This is a genomic window from Pseudomonas sp. B21-015 (assembly GCF_024749285.1).
Classification (GTDB): Bacteria; Pseudomonadota; Gammaproteobacteria; order Pseudomonadales; family Pseudomonadaceae; genus Aquipseudomonas.
Window position 1 is genome coordinate 26,634 of the sequence record NZ_CP087196.1, and the last position, 20,802, is coordinate 47,435.

General features: G+C 59.8%; 20 protein-coding genes. 9 read left to right on the forward strand and 11 right to left on the reverse strand.

The features are described from left to right. Positions 1-86 precede the first annotated feature (86 nt). On the reverse strand, positions 87-806 hold the full coding sequence (locus LOY38_RS00120) for a response regulator transcription factor (protein WP_258698343.1): 720 nt from the start codon (positions 804-806) through the stop codon (positions 87-89). Between the two features lie 516 nt (positions 807-1,322). On the opposite strand from LOY38_RS00120, the gene LOY38_RS00125 reads away from it, so the two are divergent. Both LOY38_RS00125 and LOY38_RS00130 read left to right on the forward strand, forming a co-directional pair. Continuing rightward, positions 1,323-2,066, forward strand: a complete 744-nt coding sequence (locus LOY38_RS00125; protein ID WP_408980552.1) for a hypothetical protein — start codon at positions 1,323-1,325, stop codon at positions 2,064-2,066. 18 nt (positions 2,067-2,084) lie between these two features. Further along, a complete protein-coding gene (locus LOY38_RS00130) occupies positions 2,085-4,397 on the forward strand; it encodes a CHASE2 domain-containing protein (RefSeq protein ID WP_258698345.1) in 2,313 nt (770 codons plus the stop codon). 182 nt (positions 4,398-4,579) lie between these two features. On the opposite strand, the gene LOY38_RS00135 is transcribed toward LOY38_RS00130, so the two are convergent. From LOY38_RS00135 to glyQ, 4 genes are all read right to left on the reverse strand, one after another. After that, positions 4,580-5,359, reverse strand: coding sequence for a 1-acyl-sn-glycerol-3-phosphate acyltransferase (locus LOY38_RS00135; RefSeq protein ID WP_258698346.1), 780 nt, complete (start codon positions 5,357-5,359; stop codon positions 4,580-4,582). An 81-nt stretch (positions 5,360-5,440) separates the two neighbouring features. Beyond that, complete coding sequence (gene gmhB, locus LOY38_RS00140) at positions 5,441-5,980, reverse strand: D-glycero-beta-D-manno-heptose 1,7-bisphosphate 7-phosphatase (protein ID WP_258700825.1); 540 nt, start codon at positions 5,978-5,980, stop codon at positions 5,441-5,443. Between the two features lie 4 nt (positions 5,981-5,984). Further along, positions 5,985-8,039: a glycine--tRNA ligase subunit beta gene (gene glyS, locus LOY38_RS00145; protein ID WP_258698347.1), complete on the reverse strand. Its 2,055-nt coding sequence runs from the start codon at positions 8,037-8,039 to the stop codon at positions 5,985-5,987. Next, complete coding sequence (gene glyQ, locus LOY38_RS00150) at positions 8,036-8,989, reverse strand: glycine--tRNA ligase subunit alpha (protein ID WP_003213601.1); 954 nt, start codon at positions 8,987-8,989, stop codon at positions 8,036-8,038. Before glyQ ends, glyS begins: the two co-directional genes overlap by 4 nt. A gap of 81 nt (positions 8,990-9,070) precedes the next feature. Here glyQ and tag point away from each other — a divergent pair, with 81 nt between their 5' ends. The 3 genes from tag to LOY38_RS00165 all read left to right on the forward strand — a co-directional run bounded on the left by tag (position 9,071) and on the right by LOY38_RS00165 (position 10,897). Continuing rightward, positions 9,071-9,628 carry a DNA-3-methyladenine glycosylase I gene (tag, locus tag LOY38_RS00155; RefSeq protein ID WP_258698348.1) on the forward strand — a complete coding sequence of 186 codons (558 nt, stop codon included), beginning with the start codon at positions 9,071-9,073 and terminating at the stop codon, positions 9,626-9,628. 40 nt (positions 9,629-9,668) lie between these two features. Beyond that, a complete protein-coding gene (locus LOY38_RS00160) occupies positions 9,669-10,556 on the forward strand; it encodes a lysophospholipid acyltransferase (RefSeq protein ID WP_258698349.1) in 888 nt (295 codons plus the stop codon). Between the two features lie 101 nt (positions 10,557-10,657). Beyond that, complete coding sequence (locus LOY38_RS00165) at positions 10,658-10,897, forward strand: PilZ domain-containing protein (protein WP_258698350.1); 240 nt, start codon at positions 10,658-10,660, stop codon at positions 10,895-10,897. Here the strand turns inward: LOY38_RS00165 and LOY38_RS00170 are convergent, their stop codons facing one another. The 5 genes from LOY38_RS00170 to def form a co-directional block, all read right to left on the reverse strand. After that, positions 10,898-11,191, reverse strand: a complete 294-nt coding sequence (locus tag LOY38_RS00170; RefSeq protein WP_258700826.1) for a tetratricopeptide repeat protein — start codon at positions 11,189-11,191, stop codon at positions 10,898-10,900. 196 nt (positions 11,192-11,387) lie between these two features. Continuing rightward, positions 11,388-12,761, reverse strand: coding sequence for a Trk system potassium transporter TrkA (trkA, locus tag LOY38_RS00175; RefSeq protein ID WP_258698351.1), 1,374 nt, complete (start codon positions 12,759-12,761; stop codon positions 11,388-11,390). A gap of 22 nt (positions 12,762-12,783) precedes the next feature. Next, a complete protein-coding gene (gene rsmB / locus LOY38_RS00180; protein WP_258698352.1) occupies positions 12,784-14,094 on the reverse strand; it encodes a 16S rRNA (cytosine(967)-C(5))-methyltransferase RsmB in 1,311 nt (436 codons plus the stop codon). Continuing rightward, positions 14,091-15,050, reverse strand: a complete 960-nt coding sequence (gene fmt / locus LOY38_RS00185; protein ID WP_258698353.1) for a methionyl-tRNA formyltransferase — start codon at positions 15,048-15,050, stop codon at positions 14,091-14,093. Before fmt ends, rsmB begins: the two co-directional genes overlap by 4 nt. A gap of 70 nt (positions 15,051-15,120) precedes the next feature. Further along, positions 15,121-15,627, reverse strand: coding sequence for a peptide deformylase (gene def / locus LOY38_RS00190; RefSeq protein ID WP_258698354.1), 507 nt, complete (start codon positions 15,625-15,627; stop codon positions 15,121-15,123). A gap of 169 nt (positions 15,628-15,796) precedes the next feature. Here def and LOY38_RS00195 point away from each other — a divergent pair, with 169 nt between their 5' ends. The 3 genes from LOY38_RS00195 to LOY38_RS00205 all read left to right on the forward strand — a co-directional run bounded on the left by LOY38_RS00195 (position 15,797) and on the right by LOY38_RS00205 (position 18,616). Further along, entirely contained in the window at positions 15,797-16,822 is a 1,026-nt protein-coding gene (locus tag LOY38_RS00195; protein ID WP_258698355.1) for a LysM peptidoglycan-binding domain-containing protein, read from the forward strand. 81 nt (positions 16,823-16,903) lie between these two features. Continuing rightward, positions 16,904-18,004 (forward strand): DNA-processing protein DprA, encoded by a 1,101-nt coding sequence (dprA, locus tag LOY38_RS00200; protein WP_258698356.1) that lies wholly within the window; start codon positions 16,904-16,906, stop codon positions 18,002-18,004. Between the two features lie 54 nt (positions 18,005-18,058). After that, on the forward strand, positions 18,059-18,616 hold the full coding sequence (locus LOY38_RS00205; RefSeq protein ID WP_223489481.1) for an L-threonylcarbamoyladenylate synthase: 558 nt from the start codon (positions 18,059-18,061) through the stop codon (positions 18,614-18,616). 111 nt (positions 18,617-18,727) lie between these two features. Here LOY38_RS00205 and LOY38_RS00210 read toward each other — a convergent pair whose 3' ends face one another. Then, positions 18,728-19,705, reverse strand: coding sequence for an NADPH:quinone reductase (locus LOY38_RS00210; protein ID WP_258698357.1), 978 nt, complete (start codon positions 19,703-19,705; stop codon positions 18,728-18,730). 180 nt (positions 19,706-19,885) lie between these two features. Here LOY38_RS00210 and hemF point away from each other — a divergent pair, with 180 nt between their 5' ends. Further along, positions 19,886-20,800, forward strand: coding sequence for an oxygen-dependent coproporphyrinogen oxidase (gene hemF, locus LOY38_RS00215; protein ID WP_258698358.1), 915 nt, complete (start codon positions 19,886-19,888; stop codon positions 20,798-20,800). The last annotated feature ends 2 nt before the right edge of the window (positions 20,801-20,802 follow it).

A 20,802-nucleotide genomic window follows, 5' to 3' on the forward strand; every position in this document is an offset into this window, starting at 1 on the left:
TTTTGTGAACCTACACCGGCAGAACCGCTAAAACAAAAAAGGCCAACGCTCAGCGTTGGCCTTTTTTATTGATCGTCGAAACGTCGTCATTCGCTAGCAGTCACTACGTTCTCCAGCCGATACCCATACCCGTAAATCGTCAGCAGTTGCCAACCGCGATCAGCCGTCAGGCCCAGCTTGTTGCGCAGGCGATAAATATGAGTATCTAACGGGCGAGAGGACACTATTTCTTCATGGGTCCAAAAGCGTTCATACAAATACTCACGGGACAATGGTCGGCCCAGATTGGCGAACAGGCAGCGGGCAAGACGGTATTCCCGTTCGGTCAGGCTGATAGGGGTGGAGGCGCGGGTGACGGTTAATTCGGCATCGTCGAATTCTAGGTCATTGAATGTCAGTATTTCGGTGGCTGCCGTGCGTTGCAGTCCATGCCGACGAAGCACCGCGCTGACCCGAGCCATCAGCTCGTTGGGGCGAAACGGTTTGCTCACGTAATCGTCGGCCCCGGCGTTCAAGGCCTGGACGATATCGCTTTCGGTATCGCGACTGGTGAGCATGATCGCGGCCGGTGGTGCGTCCATGTGTTCACGGGTCCAGCGCAACAACGACAGGCCGCTGATATCGGGCAGTTGCCAGTCGAGGATCAGCAGGTCGAAGGTTTCCCGCCGAAGTTGCCGTAGCAAGTCCTCTCCCCGCTCGAAGCTGTGCAACGTCCACGCCTGCTCTCCCGTTGCGGGGATCTGTCGCAGTGTCTGTTCTACCCGGCGGAGTTCAGCGGGTTCGTCATCCAGTATTGCGACACGCATGCCGAGTGTTTCCTTCATCTCGTAAGTGCAAAGTTTAAGAAAATTCCCACGGGAGTTTAGGCTGATTGATTGAATCTGAACAATTGTGGTGAATTGCTGCGAATTTCCCAAGGACGGCTACGCTGATTTCGCTTCGCCGCGCTGACATTTACTCAGCACAACAACGTTGGTTTTAGCCCTCGGCCAATTCTGAACAAATATTGAGAATTACCTCGCAAGGCTCCCTAGCCGGTAGATTCGATCTCGCTGAGCGGCACAGGGGCATTGGGATGTGCCCCGACGCAGGGAGCGTCAACGCCAACCTGGCAGGACCGTCGATCGCCGGTTTTCGACGGTCTGCAGTTCAGGGGGAAATACACGGAGTGCCTGCTCGGCGCCGACACAGGGATGTGTCATCTCATGTCCGTTGCGCCTATGGCTATCTGCCAGAGCGTCCGGTCAGGTATCGTGCGTCAAGCGCGCGCGTTTACCCGGCATGATTTCCAAAAGAGCATAAAAAGCCAATCCATGAATCCCATGACCTTATTGCTCCCACGCCGTTCTGGTGTCTGTTTTTTACTGGTTGCCGGCCTGATGGGATTGCTCACCCAGATTGCATCGGCGCCTGCCGCTTCGGCAAAACCTCTGCCTTGTATCGATGAAAACCAGCAATGCCGTGGTCAACCGCTGCCCGCGACTGTCGAGCATCTGACCGGCGAAGCCTGGAAGCTGGACGTCAAAGGCAAGCAGACGCCACTGCAGGAAGGTATGTCGATCGACGAGCAGGAAGGCGTCAAGACCTCACCCTCGGCGTTTGTCAGCCTGTCCCTGGGTGATGGCTCGCGAGTGGTGCTACCTTCCAGCTCCCACATCACGCTGCACCTCAACGCCAAACGCCCTGAGGGCGCTGAAGCTGACGAGGTCCAGGTCATGGCCCGTCAGGGGGTGCGTATTCAGAAACAAGGCACGTTGACGTCAATCGACTTGTTACCCGCCCCGCGTTTGTTGGGGCAGTCCGGCCAAACGGATAATGTGCCTGTCTGGCAGTTGATCATGAAGCCCATTGAAGGGGCCACGGGTTATCGGGCGCAAGTTGCCACCGATGCAGCCTTTCTGGACATCAAGCAAGAGCAGTTTTCCAGCACGCCAGAGGTAAAGTTCAGCGGGTTGAAAGCGTTTTTCTACCATGTTCGCCTGTCGGCGTATGACGCTCAGGGGTTAGAGGGAGAGGCCGGGGTGTATGACATTTTCTATTACCCCAGGACCACGCATGTCCAATAGCACCCCGGACGGCGAGCGATGAAGGGTCGGCCAAGGAAGGACGATCGCGAGCCGACCCAGGCTCAGCGGCTGTTTCGGCGAATGGTCCGCGAGTGGCTGTGGGTCAGTCTGATCCTGCTGCCTCTGACGGCGATGCTATCCATGACTCAGGGCCTGATCTTGAGCAATTTGCTGTACGACAATCTGCGCCGGCTGAGCCCGCTGCCGGTCGACCCGCGAATACTCATCGTCACGATCGACGACTACAGCTTGCAGCAGCTTGGCCAATGGCCGTGGTCGCGGGCCATGCATGCGCAGTTGCTTGATCGGCTCAGCGCCGCGCACGTCAAAGGTGTTCTGTTCGATGTGATCTTCAGCGAGCCCGATAGCCATCCCGGCAACGATCAGCTTCTGGCCCAGGCGGCCTGCCGGGCCGGAAATGTCTTCGTGCCGCTGTTGCGCGAAGGTGTCGCGCGTTATGGGCAGCCTTCGGGGGAAATTGAACCGGTGGCTTCGCTGAGCCATTGCGTCAAAGGCGTCGGCCACATCAATGCCGAAGCGGATACCGACGGGATCGTGCGCAGCGTGTATTTAAGCGAAGGACCGGCGCAAAAAGCACGCCCGCAACTGGCCTGGCTGCTGTACGAAGAGACGCTTGCCGACAAGGGAAATATCCCGATGCCCGATACCCCTGCCCCGCCATCGGTGCAAGGCTGGCAGCGAGCCCACGAAATAAGGATTCCTTTCATCCATTCCGACGCGGGCTTTCCCAGCGTGCCCTACGTCAGCGTATTGCGCGGCGAAGTCCCGCCTGAGTTGCTGCGTGATCGCTTGATCCTGATCGGGTCGACCGCGCCTGGCCTGGGGGACCGTTATGTGACGCCGCAATCGGTCAGGATTGGCACCACACCGGGCATCGAGATTCAGGCGAACATCCTCAACGGGCTGTTGCAACAGCGCAACATCGTGGTTCTCGATCAGCGCCAGGCGGCGTTGCTATCAGTGGTGATTGTCGGTGAGTTGCTGGGCCTGCTGCTGGTGCGTCCGCGTCGTGCCCTGTGGCTGACCCTGGGGGCAATGGCGGCCGCTCTGCTGGGTTCGAGCTTGTTGTTGCGCCTTGGCTGGTGGTGGTCGCCGGCTGCGAGCCTGCTGGGTATGTTGCTGGGTTACCTGATCTGGAATTGGCGAAGGTTGAACGCGGTGCTCGCCTATTTCGGCTGGGAACTGGCGCGCCTGGATAGCGAGCCGAAAGTCTTTCCCGAACGTCGCCGCACCCAGGCTCCGGCCGGCGATGTGCTGCAAGGGCAAATCGTCGCGTTGGAGCAGGCCATGAGCCGAACCCGCGATACCCGACGTTTCATTTCCGATGGCCTTGAATACCTGCCGGTGGCGACGCTGATCAGCGATCCGAACGGGCGCATTCTACTGGCCAACCGTAAGGCTCGAGAGGTGTTTTGCCGTGGCCTGGTGGGTGAGGACATGCTCAAGCAACTGAGCGACCTGGGTTACCCGGTGCCGTCCGCCGGAACGCCTCCTGCGTTGTCGACCCTGGAGCCGCTGGAGTTTCGTGACACCCAGGCACGCAGCCTGCGTCTGGACCTGGAACCGCTGCTGCCGGCCGAAGGCGACTCTGTGATTGGCTGGTTACTGAGCCTTACTGACCTGAGCATCGAGCGAGATGCCGAGGAGCAGCGTGCCGTGTTGCTGCGCTTTTTATCCCATGACCTTAGGGCCCCCCACTCGGCGATTCTGGCCTTGCTCGACGTTCAGCGGCATCAGGTGTCCGGCGACACGCAAGTGTTCAGCCAGATCGAGTTACAGGTGCGCAAGGCGCTGAACCTCACCGAAGCTTTTGTGCAGTTGGCAAAGGCTGAGTCCGAGGCTTACCAGTTTCAGCCGAGCATGTTCGCGATGTTGCTGCTCGACACCTTCGACCAGGCGTCGAGCATCGCTCATCTGAAGAACATTCAATTGCAACATGACCTCGACGAAGACGCTGAAGCGCTGGTTCTGGCCGATCAGTCGCTACTGACACGGGCCCTGTTCAACCTCCTGGAAAACGCTATCAAGTACAGTCCGGCGGGTTCGCGGATTTCCGTGCGGGTGAGTTGTGCCGAGGGCTGGTTGATGTGCGAGATCGCCGATCAGGGCCGAGGGATTGCCGTCGAAGAACTTCCCGAGTTGTTCAGTCAGTATCGGCGTTTTACCTCGGCTCACGGCAGTGATGGCCTGGGGCTGGGTTTGTCCATGGTCAAGGCTGTGGTGGATCGTCACGGCGGGCGTATTTTCTGTCATAGCGTAGTGGGGCAAGGCACTACGTTCAGTGTCCAGTTACCGCTATTGAGCGAGTGAGCCAGATGCTTTCAACGGGCATAAAAAAACCGGCTATATCAGCCGGTTTTTTTTAGTCCGAAATAAACTTATGCACCTTTTTCGACGTTTTATTTACTTAAGAAATATGTATGTAAATCATAAGCTTAAAAACTAAAAAAGACGTTTTTCAACAAAACGGTACACAGGTTATCCACAGAATCTCAGACAGTCACTTGATCGGTGGCATTGGGTGCCGCCGGGGCTGCTGGCAGCGAGCCCATCTCGCGCTGCATCTGTTCGTTCCAGGCCTGCACCCGGTCATTCAGGTCGGCAATGGCTCGTGGCCCGCTGCCCTCGGCGTACATCGGCGCGCCGATGATCACGGTGATCACGCCTTGCTGTTTGGCCCAACCGGTTTTCGGCCAGAACTTGCCGGCATTGTGCGCAATCGGCAGCACGGGTAATGACGCATTGACCGCCAACGCGGTGCCACCACGGGAGAACTTGCCGATGGTGCCGTAGGGAACACGAGTCCCTTCCGGGAAGATCAGTACCCAGACATTGTCCTTGAGCAGCTCATCGCCCTTCTTCGCCACATGCTTGAGCGCCGCTTTTGGGTTGCCACGGTCGATGGCGATCGGCCGCAGCATGGCCATGGCCCAGCCGAAGAACGGAACGTAGAGCAGTTCGCGCTTGAGCACCTGGCTCAGAGGCGAGAAATAGGCCGAGAGAAAGAACGTCTCCCAAGTGCTCTGGTGGTTCGACTGAATCACGCAGGGCCTGTCAGGAACGTTCTCGGCACCTTTAACTTCGTAGCGAATACCCAGAAAGACTTTGCTCAGCCACAAGGCGCAGCGGCACCAATACACGTTGATAAAGCGATAGCGCGCCTTGAACGGCAGAAACGGTGCGATAAAAAAGCTCAGGCTGCACCAGAGCAAAGAGCTGGTGCCCAGCAGCAGGTAAAAGAGGAAAGATCTGATGGCCTGCAGTATCGACATGGCGACATTTACCGTTGCGGGCATTGCCCGCCTATTCAAGCGCACTCCCGATCAGTCCTTGGCCAGGATGTCAGAAGAGCCTTAGTTGTGGATAAGTTCTGCGGCAATCGCCGCCAGATCGTCAAAAATCAAGGTGCCCGCGGGTAGGGTCTTGCCCAGGGTCTTTTCGCCTTTCCCGGTCTTTACCAAAACTGGCTGAGAGTCGACGGCTCTGGCGGCTTCCAGGTCACCGAGAGTATCGCCGACGAACCATAGATTCGTCAGCGAAACGTTGTAATGCGCGGCGATGGTTTTCAACATCCCGGGTTTTGGCTTGCGGCAATCGCAGCCATCGTCTGGCCCGTGCGGGCAATAGACGATCAGCCCGACTTCGCCGCCCTGCTCCGCTACTAACTCGCGCAAGCGAGCGTGCATGGCATTCAGGGTGGCGATGTCGTAATAGCCGCGAGCGATGCCCGACTGGTTGGTAGCGACCGCTACCGTCCAGCCAGCCTTGCTCAACTGCGCGATGGCTTCGATCGAACCGGGGAGCGGAATCCACTCCTCCACCGACTTGATGTACGCGTCGGAGTCGTAATTGATCACTCCGTCCCGATCGAGAATCAGCAGTTTCAACAGCAGCCCCTTAGCCCAGCAGCGAAATGTCAGCGACGCCCAGGAACAACCCACGCAGACGCGCCAGCAGCGCATAGCGGTTGGCTCGCACCTTGGCGTCTTCAGCGTTGACCATCACGGCTTCGAAGAACGCATCCACCGGCTCGCGCAAGGCGGCCAGACGTGCCAGCGATTCGCTGTACTGACGGGCCGCCGCCATTGGCTGCACAGCCTGGTCAGCCTGCTGGATCGCCGAATACAGCGAGAACTCGTTGGCGTTGTCGAAGTACTTGGCTTCAACGACCGACGGAACGCTGCCTTCGATCTTGCTCAGCAAGTTCGAAACGCGTTTGTTCACGGCGGCCAGGGCTGCAGCTTCCGGCAGTTTGCGGAAGGCTTCCACAGCTTGTACGCGCTGATCGAAGTCCAGTGCCGAACCCGGCTTCAGGGCACGGACCGACAGGTAAGTCCCGACGTCAACGCCTTCGTCTTCGTAACGGGCACGCAGACGATCGAAGATGAACTCCAGCACCGACTCATTCAGGCCGGCGGCCTTGATCTTGGTACCGAACGCATTCACGGCAAACGCCACGGCGTCGTTCAGATCGAGGTCGAGCTTCTTGTCGATCAGGATCCGCAGTACACCCAACGCAGCACGGCGCAGGGCATACGGGTCTTTGCTACCGGTCGGCAGCATGCCGATACCGAAAATGCCCACCAGCGTGTCGAGCTTGTCGGCAATAGCAACTGCCGCACCGGTCAGGGTGGTCGGCAGTTCAGCGCCGGCACCGCGCGGCATGTACTGCTCGTTCAGCGCCAAGGCGACTTCTTCAGGCTCGCCGTCGTTGAGGGCGTAGTAGTAACCGGCGACACCTTGCATCTCCGGGAACTCACCAACCATCTCGGTCGCCAGGTCGCACTTGGACAGAAGGCCTGCACGGGAAGCCCAGGCAGCGTTGCCGCCAATGCGTTGAGCGATGAACGCAGCGAGTTTGGAAACGCGTTCGGCCTTGTCGTAGACGCTGCCGAGTTTTTCCTGGAACACCACGTTCTGCAGACGCAGGTTGAAGTCTTCGAGTTTTTGCTTCTGGTCTTGCTTGAAGAAGAACTCGGCGTCGGTCAGGCGTGGGCGAACCACTTTCTCGTTACCGGCGATGATCTGCTGCGGATCCTTGCTTTCGATGTTGGCCACGGTGATGAAACGAGGCAGCAACTTGCCGTCGGCATCCAGCAGGCAGAAGTACTTCTGGTTGTCCTGCATGGTGGTGATCAGGGCTTCTTGCGGCACGTCGAGGAAACGCTCTTCGAACGAGCACACCAGCGGCACCGGCCATTCAACCAGCGCGGTCACTTCGTCGAGCAAGGCTGGAGGAACGATCGCCGTACCTTCCTGCATTGTCGCCAGTTCTTCGGTGCGCTTGCTGATCAGTTCGCGGCGCTCGTTGGCGTCGGCCAGTACATAGGCAGAACGCAGATCGCTCAGGTAGTTGGCCGGCGAGGTGATGCGCACGCTTTCCGGGTGGTGGAAGCGGTGACCACGGGAATCGCGGCCGGCCTTTTGGGCGAGGATCGTGCAGTCGATGACATGGTCACCGAGCAGCATCACCAGCCATTGGGTCGGGCGAACGAATTCTTCCTTGCGAGCACCCCAGCGCATACGCTTGGGGATCGGCAGGTCGTTCAGGGAATCTTCGACGATGGTCGGCAGCAGGCTCGCGGTCGGCTTGCCGGCGATGCTTTGGCTGTAGCGCAGCTTCGGGCCGCTCTGATCGATTTCGCTCAGCTCGACGCCGCACTTCTTGGCGAAGCCCAGGGCCGCTTGAGTCGGGTTGCCTTCGGCATCGAACGCTGCCTGACGCGGTGGGCCGTCGAGGTTGATGCTGCGATCCGGCTGCTGGGTCGCCAGCGCGGTGATCAGCACGGCCAGACGACGTGGCGCGGCGTAGACGGTTTTGGTTTCGTAGTTCAGGCCAGCGGCTTGCAGGCCTTTGTCGATACCGGCCATAAACGCTTCGGCCAGGGTGTTCAGGGCTTTGGGTGGCAGTTCTTCGGTGCCCAGTTCAACCAGGAAATCTTGAGCACTCATTGTGCAGCCTCCAGCTTGGCCAGTACTTCATCACGCAGGTCCGGGGTCGCCATCGGGAAGCCCAGCTTGGCGCGAGCCAGCAAGTAGGCTTGCGCAACGGAACGCGCCAGGGTGCGTACACGCAGAATGTATTGCTGACGCGCAGTCACCGAGATCGCCCGGCGCGCATCCAGCAGGTTGAAGGTGTGGGACGCCTTCAACACCATTTCATAGCTCGGCAACGGCAGCGGCTGGTCGAGTTCGATCAGGCGCTTGGCTTCGCTTTCGTAGAAGTCGAACAACTCGAACAGCTTCTCGACGTTGGCGTGTTCGAAGTTGTAGGTCGACTGCTCCACTTCGTTCTGGTGGAACACGTCGCCGTAGGTCACCTTGCCGAACGGACCGTCAGCCCAGACCAGGTCGTAGACCGAGTCCACGCCTTGCAGGTACATGGCCAGACGCTCCAGACCGTAAGTGATCTCGCCGGTCACCGGGTAGCACTCGATGCCGCCCGCTTGCTGGAAGTAAGTGAATTGCGTCACTTCCATGCCATTGAGCCAGACTTCCCAGCCCAGACCCCAGGCGCCCAGCGTTGGCGACTCCCAGTTGTCTTCGACGAAACGGATGTCGTGGACCAACGGGTCCAGACCGACGTGCTTGAGGGAGCCCAGGTACAGTTCCTGGAAGTTGTCCGGGTTCGGCTTCAAGACTACCTGGAACTGATAATAGTGCTGCAGACGGTTCGGGTTTTCGCCGTAGCGGCCGTCAGTCGGGCGACGACTGGGCTGCACATAAGCGGCGTTCCAGGTTTCCGGGCCGATGGCGCGCAGGAACGTGGCAGTGTGGAAAGTGCCGGCGCCTACTTCCATATCGTAGGGCTGAAGTACCACACAACCTTGCTCGGCCCAGTATTGCTGGAGGGCGAGGATCAAGTCTTGGAAGGTACGCACGGCTGGCGTAGGCTGGCTCACGAAATTCACCTGTTTCTTGGGCTGCGATTTAAAGAGCGGGAGTATACCCGATTCATTGCTGCGCACGCCCCCTGGAGCCTTATGCCACGCTGCTTTTGGTGTACCGAAGATCCGCTGTACATGGCTTATCACGATCAGGAGTGGGGCACGCCGCTACGCGATGCGCAGGGATTGTTCGAGTTGCTTTTGCTCGAAGGGTTCCAGGCCGGGCTTTCCTGGATCACCGTGTTGCGCAAACGAGAGCGTTATCGCGAGGTGCTGTTCGGCTTCGACGTACAGCGTGTGGCACAGATGAGCGATGCGGAAATCGATGAATTGATGCTCGATCCGGGGATCATCCGCAATCGCCTCAAACTCGATGCGGCCCGGCGTAATGCCCAGGCCTGGCTGGCGCTGGAGGACCCGGTGGCGTTTTTCTGGTCGTTTGTCGGCGGCACGCCGGTGATCAATCATTTCAAGGATCGCAGTGAAGTACCGGCGGTGACACCGGTCGCCGTCGAGATGAGCAAAGGCCTGAAAAAAGCCGGCTTCACGTTCGTCGGCCCGACCATTTGTTACGCGTTGATGCAGGCCTCGGGCATGGTCATGGACCACACCCGGGATTGCGATCGCTACGCCACCTTGGCGAACGACGGTTAGAATAGCCGCCTCGCGCACAGCACAAGATCAGGAGTGACCTGTGGATAAGTTGAAAGGCGCCTTGCTGGTAGGCGCTCTGCGGCTGTTTGCCCTGCTGCCGTGGCGGGCAGTGCAGGCAGTGGGTTCGGCAATTGGCTGGATCATGTGGAAAACCCCCAACCGTTCCCGCGACGTGGTACGGATCAACCTCGCCAAGTGCTTTCCGCAGATGGACCCGGCCGAACGCGAGCGTCTGGTGGGCCAGAGCCTGAAAGACATCGGCAAGTCCCTCACCGAAAGCGCCTGTGCATGGATCTGGCCCGCTCAGCGTTCCATTGATCTGGTGCGTGAAGTCGAAGGTCTCGATGTGCTCAAGGACGCCCTCGCCTCCGGCAAAGGCGTGGTCGGCATCACCAGCCACCTGGGCAACTGGGAAGTGTTGAACCACTTCTATTGCAACCAGTGCAAACCGATCATTTTCTACCGTCCGCCCAAGCTCAAGGCGGTGGATGAGTTACTGCGCAAACAGCGGGTGCAATTGGGCAATCGGGTGGCCGCTTCCACCAAGGAAGGCATCCTCAGTGTCATCAAGGAAGTGCGCAAAGGTGGTGCAGTGGGCATTCCGGCCGACCCGGAACCGGCCGAATCCGCCGGGATCTTCGTGCCGTTCTTCGCCACCCAGGCCCTGACCAGCAAATTCGTACCGAACATGCTGGCCGGCGGCAAAGCGGTCGGCGTGTTCCTGCATGCCCTGCGGCTGCCGGACGGTTCGGGTTACAAAGTGATCCTCGAAGCCGCGCCCGAGGCCATGTACAGCACCGATACCGAGACATCCTGCGCGGCCATGAGCCAGGTGGTGGAGCGTTACGTGCGGGCCTATCCGAGCCAGTACATGTGGAGTATGAAGCGTTTCAAGAAACGTCCGCCCGGTGAGGCTCGCTGGTACTGATGCTGGCACGATCTGTGGATAACCGTAGGAGCTGCCGATGGCTGCGATCTTTTGATCTTGCTTTCAGTTATCCACAACACGTTCATTCAAGGACGCACCAGATGTCCGAACAGCGCCAATCGTTTCGCATCAAGATCAGTCACGAAAGCATCGGTGAGTGCCTGGGCCAGACCCGCAACCTGTCGACCACAGGCGTCTACGTCAAGCATCCGGCCTTGGCTGTATTGCCCAAAGGCACGGTGGTTTATGGTCAGGTGCAGGATTTACCCATAGGCGCGCCACAAGTGCGCATGGAAGTGGTGCTGGTGGATGCCGAAGGCATTGGCCTGCGTTACCTCTGATCAGTGCGCCTGACGCTCGAGCTTTTTCAGAAACACCGTCATTTCCTTCTCCGCCTGCTTGTCGCCATGGGCACGGGCGGCTTCCAGGCCCTGTTCCCAGGCCTGACGCGCCGCCGCGTAATCCGCCAGCGCCAGATGGGCCTTGCCCAGCAGTTTCCAGGCCGCCGAATACTTCGGATCGAACTCGATGCAGCGCTGGAAATGTTCTGCAGCCTTGGCGTTTTCCCCAAGATCCAGATAACCCTTGCCCAGGCCGAAGCGCAGCAATGAGTTATCCACACCCTTGGCGAGCATTTTTTCCAGGGATTCGATCACGGTGGATTCCTTATTGAGGTTATTCAGGGATGCCTGTTTGTTATTGAGATTGCTTTCGCGGGCAAGCCCGCTCCCACAGGAGTCTCGGTCGTACACAAAATATGTGTTCGCTGCAAAACACTGTGGGAGCGGGCTTGCCCGCGAAGAGGCCCGTCCAGCCACTGCAAATGCCGGATCAGAAAAAGCTCAACCCCACATGGAACAGCTTTTCCACATCCCGAATATGCTTCTTATCCACAAGGAACAGAATCACATGATCGCCTGCTTCGATCACCGTGTCGTCGTGGGCGATGATCACCTCTTCGTCGCGGATGATCGCGCCGATGGTGGTGCCCGGCGGCAGGCCGATGTTTTCGATGGCCTTGCCGATCACCTTGCTTGACTTCGCATCGCCGTGGGCAATCGCCTCGATGGCTTCCGCTGCGCCCCTGCGCAATGAGTGAACGCTGACGATATCGCCGCGGCGCACGTGGGCCAGCAAGGTGCCGATGGTCGCCAGTTGCGGACTGATGGCGATGTCGATGTCGCCACCCTGAATCAGGTCGACATAGGCCGGGTTATTGATGATCGTCATCACTTTCTTCGCGCCCAGGCGCTTGGCCAGCAGCGACGACATGATGTTGGCTTCGTCATCGTTGGTCAGGGCAAGGAAAATATCGGCGTCGGCGATGTTTTCTTCCAGCAGCAGGTCCCGGTCCGAGGCACTGCCCTGTAACACCACAGTGCTGTCGAGGTTATCGGAGAGGTAACGGCAGCGGGCCGGGTTCATCTCGATGATCTTCACCTGATAACGGCTTTCGATGGCCTCGGCCAAGCGTTCGCCGATCTGCCCGCCACCGGCAATGACGATGCGTTTGTAGCTTTCATCGAGGCGGCGCATTTCGCTCATCACTGCGCGAATGTTCGCTTTGGCGGCGATGAAAAACACTTCGTCGTCGGCTTCGATCACCGTATCGCCCTGGGGCAGGATCGGCCGGTCACGACGGAAAATCGCCGCGACACGGGTTTCGACATTCGGCATGTGTTCGCGCAACTGCCGCAGTTGCTGACCTACCAATGGCCCGCCGTAGTAGGCCTTGACCGCCACCAGTTGCGCCTTGCCTTCGGCGAAGTCGATCACCTGCAACGCACCCGGATGCTGGATCAGGCGTTTGATGTAGTTGGTGACGACTTGCTCCGGACTGATCAGCACGTCGACCGGAATCGCTTCGTTATCGAACAGTTCGGCGCGGGTCAGGTACGCGGCTTCGCGGACCCGGGCGATCTTGGTCGGTGTATGGAACAGGGTATGGGCGACCTGACAGGCGACCATGTTGGTTTCGTCACTGTTGGTCACGGCCACCAACATGTCGGCGTCGTCGGCACCGGCCTGACGCAGTACGGTCGGCAGCGACCCACGGCCCTGTACGGTACGGATGTCCAGCCGATCGCCGAGGTCGCGCAGGCGTTCGCCGTCGGTGTCGACCACGGTGATGTCGTTGGCCTCGCTGGCCAAGTGTTCCGCCAGCGAACCGCCGACCTGCCCTGCGCCGAGGATGATGATTTTCATCCGGTCACTCCCTTAAATCCGGTTAACCGCGCGCGGCGGCAATCTTGATCAACTTGGCGTAGTAGAACCCGTCGTGGCCGCCTTCCTGGGCCAGCAATTGGCGGCCATGGGGCTGTTTGATGCCTGCCGCTGTGGCGAGGTCCAGTTCACGGGCGCCCGGCGTGCGGGCGAGGAACGCTTCGATGACTTCGGTGTTTTCGGTCGGCAGCGTGGAGCAGGTGGCGTAAAGCAGAATGCCGCCCACTTCCAGAGTTATCCACATGGCGTCGAGCAGCTCACCCTGAAGCACCGCCAGTGCGGCAATGTCGTCGGGTTGGCGGGTCAGTTTGATGTCTGGGTGACGGCGGATCACCCCGGTGGCCGAGCATGGCGCGTCCAGCAGAATGCGCTGGAATGGTTTGCCATCCCACCACGTCGCGGTGTCGCGACCGTCGGCGGCGATCAGTTCGGCGCTCAGGCCCAGGCGCGCGAGGTTTTCCCGCACCCGCACCAGACGCTTGGCTTCCAGATCCACGGCCACCACGCCGGCCAGTTTGGGCTCGGCCTCAAGGATGTGGCAGGTTTTGCCGCCCGGTGCGCAGCAGGCGTCCAGCACCCGTTGGCCCGGCGCCAGGTCCAGCAGATCGGCGGCCAGTTGCGCGGCTTCGTCCTGCACGCTGATCCAGCCTTCAGCGAACCCCGGCAAGCTGCGCACGTCGGCGGCGGTGTCGAGGATGATGCCGTCGCGACTGTAAACGCACGGCGCGGCAGCGATACCCGCTTCAGTCAACAAGCCGAGGTAAGCATCGCGAGTGTGATGGCGACGGTTGACCCGCAGAATCATCGGCGGGTGCGCGTTGTTCGCCGCGCAAATGGCTTCCCACTGCTGCGGCCAGAAAGCCTTCAGGGATTTTTGTAGCCAGCGCGGGTGGGCGGTGCGCACCACCGGGTCGTGTTCCAGCTCTGCCAGCAGCGCCTCGCTTTCCCGTTGGGCGCGGCGCAGCACGGCGTTGAGCAAGGCTTTGGCCCACGGTTTTTTCAGTTTGTCGGCGCAACCGACGGTTTCGCCGATGGCGGCGTGAGCCGGGACGCGGGTATAGAGCAGTTGATAAAGCCCCACCAGCAACAGCGCCTCGACATCGGCATCCGCTGCCTTGAATGGCTTTTGCAGCAATTTGGCCGCCAGCGCCGACAAGCGCGGCTGCCAGCGAGCCGTGCCGAACGCCAGGTCCTGGGTGAAACCGCGATCGCGGTCTTCAACCTTGTCCATTTGTGTCGGCAGAGAACTGTTGAGTGAGGCTTTTCCGTTAAGAACAGCAGCAAGTGCCTTGGCGGCAGCCAGACGTGGATTCATTGAGCGTCTGCCGTTTGACCGAGGACGGTGCCGACGGCGAATTTCTCACGACGGCTGTTGAACAAGTCGCTGAAGTTCAGCGCCTTGCCGCCAGGCAATTGCAGACGGGTCAGGCACAGCGCCTGTTCACTGCAGGCGACGATCAAGCCGTCCTTGCTGGCGCCGAGGATTTCACCCGGGGCGCCCTTCCCTTCAGCCTGGCTTGCGGCCAGCACTTTCAGCGCTTCGCCGTTCAGCGTGCTGTGGCAGATCGGCCATGGATTGAAGGCGCGAACCAGACGCTCCAGCTCAACCGCCGGACGGTTCCAGTCGATGCGCGCTTCGTCCTTGTTCAATTTGTGAGCATAAGTGGCGAGGCTGTCGTCCTGCGCTTCGCCTTCCAGAGTGCCCGCAGCCAGGCCGGCAATCGCCTGAATCACGGCCGGCGGGCCCATTTCTGCGAGGCGATCATGGAGGCTGCCGCCGGTGTCTTCGGCGCTGATCGGCGTGGTCACCTTGAGCAGCATCGGCCCGGTGTCCAGGCCGGCTTCCATGCGCATCACGGTCACGCCGCTTTCGTTGTCGCCCGCTTCAACGGCGCGCTGGATCGGCGCCGCACCGCGCCAGCGTGGCAGCAAGGAGGCGTGGCTGTTGATGCAACCCAGGCGCGGAATATCCAGCACCACTTGCGGCAGGATCAGGCCGTAGGCGACCACCACCATCAAATCTGGCTTCAGCGCGGCCAGCTCCGCTTGAGCGTCTTCGTTGCGCAGAGTTGGCGGCTGCAACACCGGGATGTTGTTTTCCAACGCCAACTGCTTGACCGGGCTCGGCATCAGCTTCTGCCCACGGCCTGCCGGACGGTCCGGTTGGGTGTAGACCGCAACGATCTCATAAGGGCTGTCGAGCAGGGCCTTGAGGTGTTCGGCGGCGAATTCAGGGGTGCCGGCAAAGACAATGCGCAGTGGCTCAGTCATGGAAGCTCTCAATTGCAAAGCATCTTGAAAAGAAAAAGGCTTGCCGCGGCAAGCCTTTGAAAGAAGGGCATCAAGCGTTCTGGCGATGGAGCTTTTCCAGTTTCTTCTTGATCCGGTCGCGTTTGAGCGTGGACAGGTAATCGACGAACAATTTGCCGTTGAGGTGGTCGCATTCATGCTGGATGCACACGGCGAGCAGGTCTTCGGCGATCAATTCATACGGTTGACCGTCGCGGTCCAGGGCCTTGATCTTGACCTTTTGCGGGCGATCGACGTTTTCGTAGAAGCCCGGCACCGAAAGGCAGCCTTCCTGGTACTGGCCCATCTCGTCGGTCAGGGTTTCGAACTCGGGGTTGATGAACACCCGTGGTTCGCTGCGGTCTTCGGAGAGGTCCATCACGACGATACGTTTGTGCACGTTGACCTGGGTCGCGGCGAGGCCGATGCCTGGCGCTTCATACATTGTTTCAAACATGTCATCGACCAACTGACGCACTTCGTCGTCCACTACGGCCACTGGTTTGGCGATAGTGCGCAGGCGCGAATCGGGGAATTCGAGGATGTCTAAAATGGCCATAAGCTCAATTGCTGCACGTGTGAGGTAAAGTCGGGTCGATGGCCTGGCGAGTCCGAGGATGCAGGCTACCGTTGTGAACGTAGCTTCCGGCTTTTCAATAATGAGCTGGAAGCGAGCCACGAGGGCTCTGACGTTTCACGCGAACGTACATAATAAAGGGATTCACCGCATGAGGAAATCACTACTCGCCTTGCTCCTTCTGGCCTCGGCCGGTTTTGCGCATGGGCAAGTGCAACTCAGGGAAGGTTTCCCACAGCAATACACCGTGGTGGCAGGGGACACACTCTGGGACATTTCCGGCAAATACCTGCGTGAGCCGTGGCAGTGGCCGCAGCTTTGGCAGGCCAATCCACAGATCGAAAACCCCAATCTCATCTACCCCGGCGATACGCTGTCGCTGGTCTACGTCAACGGTCAGCCACGCCTGACCCTCAATCGCGGCGCTTCCCGGGGCACCATCAAGCTTTCGCCACGCATTCGCAGTTCGCCGATGGCCGACGCCATCCCGAGTATTCCGCTGAAATCGATCAACAGCTTTCTGCTGAGCAATCGCATCGTCGACAAGGCCGAGGATTTCGACAAGGCGCCGTACATCGTTGCCGGCGATGCCGAACGGGTGCTCAGCGGCACCGGTGATCGAATATTCGCGCGCGGCCATTTCGACCCGGCACAACCGGTGTACGGCATCTTCCGCCAGGGCAAGGTCTACACCGACCCGCAGAGCAAGGAGTTTCTGGGGATCAACGCCGACGACATCGGCGGTGGCGAGATCATTGCCACTGAAGGCGATGTCGCTACCCTGGCCTTGCAACGTACCACCCAGGAAGTGCGACTTGGCGACCGGCTGTTCAGCGGCGAAGAACGCTCGATCAATTCGACCTTCATGCCCAGTGCGCCAACAACCGAAATCGACGGCTTGATCATCGATGTGCCACGCGGGGTTACCCAGATTGGTGCGTTGGACGTCGTCACCCTGAACAAAGGACAACGCGACGGCCTGGCCGAAGGCAATGTGCTGGCGGTAATGAAAACCGGTGAAACCGTGCGTGACCGGATTACCGGTCAACCATTGAAAATCCCCGATGAGCGGGCGGGTCTGCTGATGGTTTTCCGCACCTACGACAAGCTCAGCTACGGACTGGTCCTTAACGCATCGCGTTCTTTGGCGGTGATGGACAAGGTGCGAAATCCTTAAGCCTGCTCCACAAGTTACCAACAGAGTTATCCACAGCTTATTCCCGATTCGATGGGACTTTATAACGATCAAGGATGATCCATGTCGCTGTCTGCCTGTATGCCGGTTTCCCCTGCGGAACTGGAAGCCCGTTTACGCCTGCACCGTTTGCCGGAACTGGGTCCGGCACGTTTCAAGAAGTTGCTTGAGGCCTTTGGTTCTGCCTCCAAAGCCATCAGCGCACCGGCCAGCGCGTGGCGTGCACTGGGCCTGCCCCTCGCCTGCGCAGAAGCTCGGCGCTCCAGTGAAATCCGTGATGGCGCCAGTCACGCATTGGCCTGGTTAGCGCGTCCGGGCCAGCATTTACTGATGTGGGACCAACCAGACTACCCTGCGCTGCTGGCGCAAATCAGTGATGCGCCGCCGCTGATATTCGTTGCAGGCGATCCTGGCATTCTGGAAAAACCGCAATTGGCGATGGTTGGCAGTCGTCGCGCTTCGCGACCGGGCATGGACACTGCTGCCGCGTTTTCCCGCAGTCTGGCCGGTGCCGGTTTTGTCATTAACAGCGGTCTGGCCTTGGGCATCGATGCCGCCGCGCATCAGGCGGCTCTGGACGTTGGCGGACAAACGGTCGGTGTGCTTGGCACGGGGCTTGAAAATTTTTATCCACAGCGCAATCGTCGACTGGCGGACGCCATGATCGCTTCCGGAAGCGCGGTACTTTCAGAGTTCCCGCTGGACGCTGGCCCTTCCCCCAGCAATTTTCCCCGGCGCAATCGAATCATCAGTGGTTTGTCCCTTGGGGTACTGGTGGTCGAGGCGAGCGTTGCCAGCGGTTCGTTGATCACTGCGAGGCTGGCGGCGGAACAGGGGCGTGAGGTGTATGCGATTCCTGGGTCGATCCACCACCCCGGCGCAAAGGGTTGTCATCAGTTGATCCGCGATGGTGCGGTGCTGGTGGAGACCATCGAGCATATCCTCGAAGCCTTGCGCGGCTGGCAACGGCTGCCGTTATCCACAGAAGCGCCGACGGTGACCCATCCGCTGCTCCTGTTGCTCCACGCGGCGCCCCATACCAGCGAAGCCTTGGCGATCACCAGTGGCTGGGCGTTGTCGAAAGTGCTGGCCGCGCTGACTGAACTGGAAATGGATGGCCGTGCGGTCTGCGAAAGCGGTCGATGGTTTGCGCGGGTAAACTAGGTTTTACATGGAAGATCGGTAAACTGCGCAGAGCCTTATTCCGGAGAGTCTTTCATGGTTAACAGTTGGCGTGTGCAACAAGCCGCACGAGAAATTCGCGCCGGGGCGGTCATTGCCTACCCAACCGAAGCTGTCTGGGGCTTGGGTTGCGACCCGTGGGATGAAGAGGCGGTGGATCGTTTGCTGCTGATCAAGGGACGGTCTGTGGATAAAGGCCTGATTCTGGTGGCCGACAACATTCGTCAGTTCGATTTTCTCTTCGAAGACTTCCCGGAATTGTGGATGGACCGCATGGCCAGCACCTGGCCGGGTCCCAACACTTGGCTGGTGCCCCATCAGAATCTGTTGCCCCAGTGGATTACCGGTGTGCATGAAACGGTAGCGTTGCGGGTTAGCGATCACCCATTGGTGCGGGATTTGTGTGCGCTGGTCGGGCCGCTGGTGTCGACCTCGGCTAACCCTCAGGGGCGGCCGGCGGCGCGGACGCGGATACGCGTGGAGCAGTATTTCCGTGGGCAGGTTGATTGGGTGTTGGGTGGCAATCTGGGTGGGCGCAAGAATCCGAGCGTGATTCGCGATCTGGCGACCGGCCACGTGGTGCGCCCGGATTAGACCGCGTCATCGTTCATCGCGGGCAAGCCTCGCTCCCACAGATCTGAGTCGTATACGAATAATGTGAACGACCGAAATCCTGTGGGAGCGGGCTTGCCCGCGATGGCGTCCTCAAGGCAACAAAACGGTCGAGCCCGTGGTGCGCCGCGCTGACAATTCGGTCTGCGCTTTCGCCGCTTCAGCCAATGGATAGCGCTGACTGATGTCCACCTTCAGCTTGCCGCTGATGATCATCTCGAACAGCTCATCGGCCATGCGTTGCAGGTTTTGCGCGTTGTTGGCGTAGGTCGCCAGGGTCGGCCGGGTCACGTACAGCGAGCCCTTCGCCGCGAGAATCCCCAGATTCACGCCATCGACTGCGCCTGAAGCATTGCCAAAACTCACCACCAGCCCCCGAGGCGCGACGCTGTCGAGCGACGTCAGCCAGGTATCTTTGCCTACACCGTCGTACACCACCGGGACTTTTTTACCGTCAGTCAATTCCAGCACCCGTTGTGCGACGTTTTCATGGCTGTAATCGATGGTCGCCCAGGCACCATTGGCTTTCGCCAGGGCGGCTTTCTCCGCTGAGCTGACCGTGCCGATCACCTTCACACCCAAGGCCTTGGCCCATTGGCAGGCCAGGGAACCGACGCCTCCGGCTGCTGCGTGGAACAGGATGGTTTCGCCACCCTTGAGTTCATACGTTTGACGCAGCAGATACTGCACGGTCAGGCCCTTGAGCATCACGCCGGCGGCCTGTTCGAAGCTGATGGCGTCCGGCAAGTGCACCAGGTTGTCTTGCGGCAATACATGAACATCGCTGTAGGCGCCCAACGGGCCGCTGCCGTAGGCCACGCGATCACCAACCTTGAAGCGGGTGACTTCGCTACCGACCGCTTCGACTACGCCCGCACCCTCTGCGCCCAGGCCCGATGGCAGGGCTGGCGGCGCATACAGGCCACTGCGGTAATAGGTGTCGATGAAGTTCAAGCCGATGGCCTTGTTGGTCACGCGTACCTGTTGCGGGCCGGGCTCGGCGGGTTGGTAGTCCACGTATTCGAGCACTTCGGGGCCGCCATGGGCGCGAAACTGGATACGCTTTGCCATTTGCACTCTCCTTAGGTCTTGGCTTCTAGAGTTGTAGCGTCAAGCGCCCTATCGAACTCCCAAGCTTGACCTTCGTCAACTGCGGCACGCTCGCCTGCGATGTTATGCTACGGGCCCATTTGCGCCGGCCCCCCGCTCCGATGGAGCGCCGCGTAGCTTTGCCCGATTCAAGGTGATGACATGACGACCCGCACCGAGGCCGTAAAAGCCTACCTGCTCGACCTGCAAGACCGCATTTGCGCTGCCCTGGAAGCTGAAGACGGCGGCGCGGACTTCGTCGAAGACGCCTGGACCCGCCCTGCCGGTGGTGGCGGTCGCACCCGGGTGATCGAAAACGGCGCGGTCATCGAAAAGGGCGGCGTCAACTTTTCCCACGTCTTTGGTAGCGGTCTCCCACCCTCCGCCAGTGCTCATCGGCCAGAACTGGCCGGCCGAGGCTTCGAAGCCTTGGGCGTGTCTTTGGTGATTCACCCGCACAACCCGCATGTACCGACGTCCCACGCCAATGTGCGTTTTTTCATCGCCGAAAAAGAAGGTGAAGAGCCGGTCTGGTGGTTCGGTGGCGGCTTTGACCTGACCCCTTATTACGGCAATGAAGAAGACTGCGTGCACTGGCACCGCGTCGCCGAACAGGCCTGCGCGCCGTTCGGCCCGGACGTCTACCCACGCTACAAGGCCTGGTGCGACAGCTATTTCCACATCAAGCATCGCCACGAGCCACGGGGCATCGGTGGCCTGTTTTTCGATGACTTGAACGAGTGGGATTTCGACACCAGCTTCGCCTTCATGCGTGCCATTGGCGATGCGTTCATCGACGCGTACCTACCGATCGTGCAACGTCGCAAAAACGATGCGTTCACCGCCAAACAGCGTGAATTCCAGGAATTTCGCCGTGGCCGTTACGTTGAGTTCAACCTGGTCTACGACCGTGGCACGCTGTTCGGCCTGCAATCGGGCGGGCGTACAGAATCGATCCTGATGTCTCTGCCACCGCAAGTACGCTGGGCCTACGACTGGAAAGCCGAGCCGGGCAGTGAAGAAGCGCGCCTGACCGAGTACTTCCTGCAAGACCGCGATTGGTTGGCCAAGGCCTGAAC

Excerpts from the sequence above, each read along its gene's own strand:
- trkA (WP_258698351.1), bottom strand. The coding sequence starts at position 12,761 with ATGAAAATCATCATCCTCGGCGCAGGGCAGGTCGGCGGTTCGCTGGCG.
- LOY38_RS00210 (WP_258698357.1), bottom strand. The coding sequence starts at position 19,705 with ATGGCAAAGCGTATCCAGTTTCGCGCCCATGGCGGCCCCGAAGTGCTC.
- LOY38_RS00170 (WP_258700826.1), bottom strand. The coding sequence starts at position 11,191 with ATGCTCGCCAAGGGTGTGGATAACTCATTGCTGCGCTTCGGCCTGGGC.
- dprA (WP_258698356.1), top strand. The coding sequence starts at position 16,904 with ATGTCGCTGTCTGCCTGTATGCCGGTTTCCCCTGCGGAACTGGAAGCC.
- rsmB (WP_258698352.1), bottom strand. The coding sequence starts at position 14,094 with ATGAATCCACGTCTGGCTGCCGCCAAGGCACTTGCTGCTGTTCTTAAC.
- LOY38_RS00120 (WP_258698343.1), bottom strand. The coding sequence starts at position 806 with ATGCGTGTCGCAATACTGGATGACGAACCCGCTGAACTCCGCCGGGTA.
- def (WP_258698354.1), bottom strand. The coding sequence starts at position 15,627 with ATGGCCATTTTAGACATCCTCGAATTCCCCGATTCGCGCCTGCGCACT.
- LOY38_RS00165 (WP_258698350.1), top strand. The coding sequence starts at position 10,658 with ATGTCCGAACAGCGCCAATCGTTTCGCATCAAGATCAGTCACGAAAGC.
- fmt (WP_258698353.1), bottom strand. The coding sequence starts at position 15,050 with ATGACTGAGCCACTGCGCATTGTCTTTGCCGGCACCCCTGAATTCGCC.
- LOY38_RS00125 (WP_408980552.1), top strand. The coding sequence starts at position 1,323 with ATGACCTTATTGCTCCCACGCCGTTCTGGTGTCTGTTTTTTACTGGTT.
- LOY38_RS00205 (WP_223489481.1), top strand. The coding sequence starts at position 18,059 with ATGGTTAACAGTTGGCGTGTGCAACAAGCCGCACGAGAAATTCGCGCC.
- tag (WP_258698348.1), top strand. The coding sequence starts at position 9,071 with ATGCCACGCTGCTTTTGGTGTACCGAAGATCCGCTGTACATGGCTTAT.
- LOY38_RS00135 (WP_258698346.1), bottom strand. The coding sequence starts at position 5,359 with ATGTCGATACTGCAGGCCATCAGATCTTTCCTCTTTTACCTGCTGCTG.
- glyS (WP_258698347.1), bottom strand. The coding sequence starts at position 8,039 with ATGAGTGCTCAAGATTTCCTGGTTGAACTGGGCACCGAAGAACTGCCA.
- LOY38_RS00130 (WP_258698345.1), top strand. The coding sequence starts at position 2,085 with ATGAAGGGTCGGCCAAGGAAGGACGATCGCGAGCCGACCCAGGCTCAG.
- hemF (WP_258698358.1), top strand. The coding sequence starts at position 19,886 with ATGACGACCCGCACCGAGGCCGTAAAAGCCTACCTGCTCGACCTGCAA.
- LOY38_RS00195 (WP_258698355.1), top strand. The coding sequence starts at position 15,797 with ATGAGGAAATCACTACTCGCCTTGCTCCTTCTGGCCTCGGCCGGTTTT.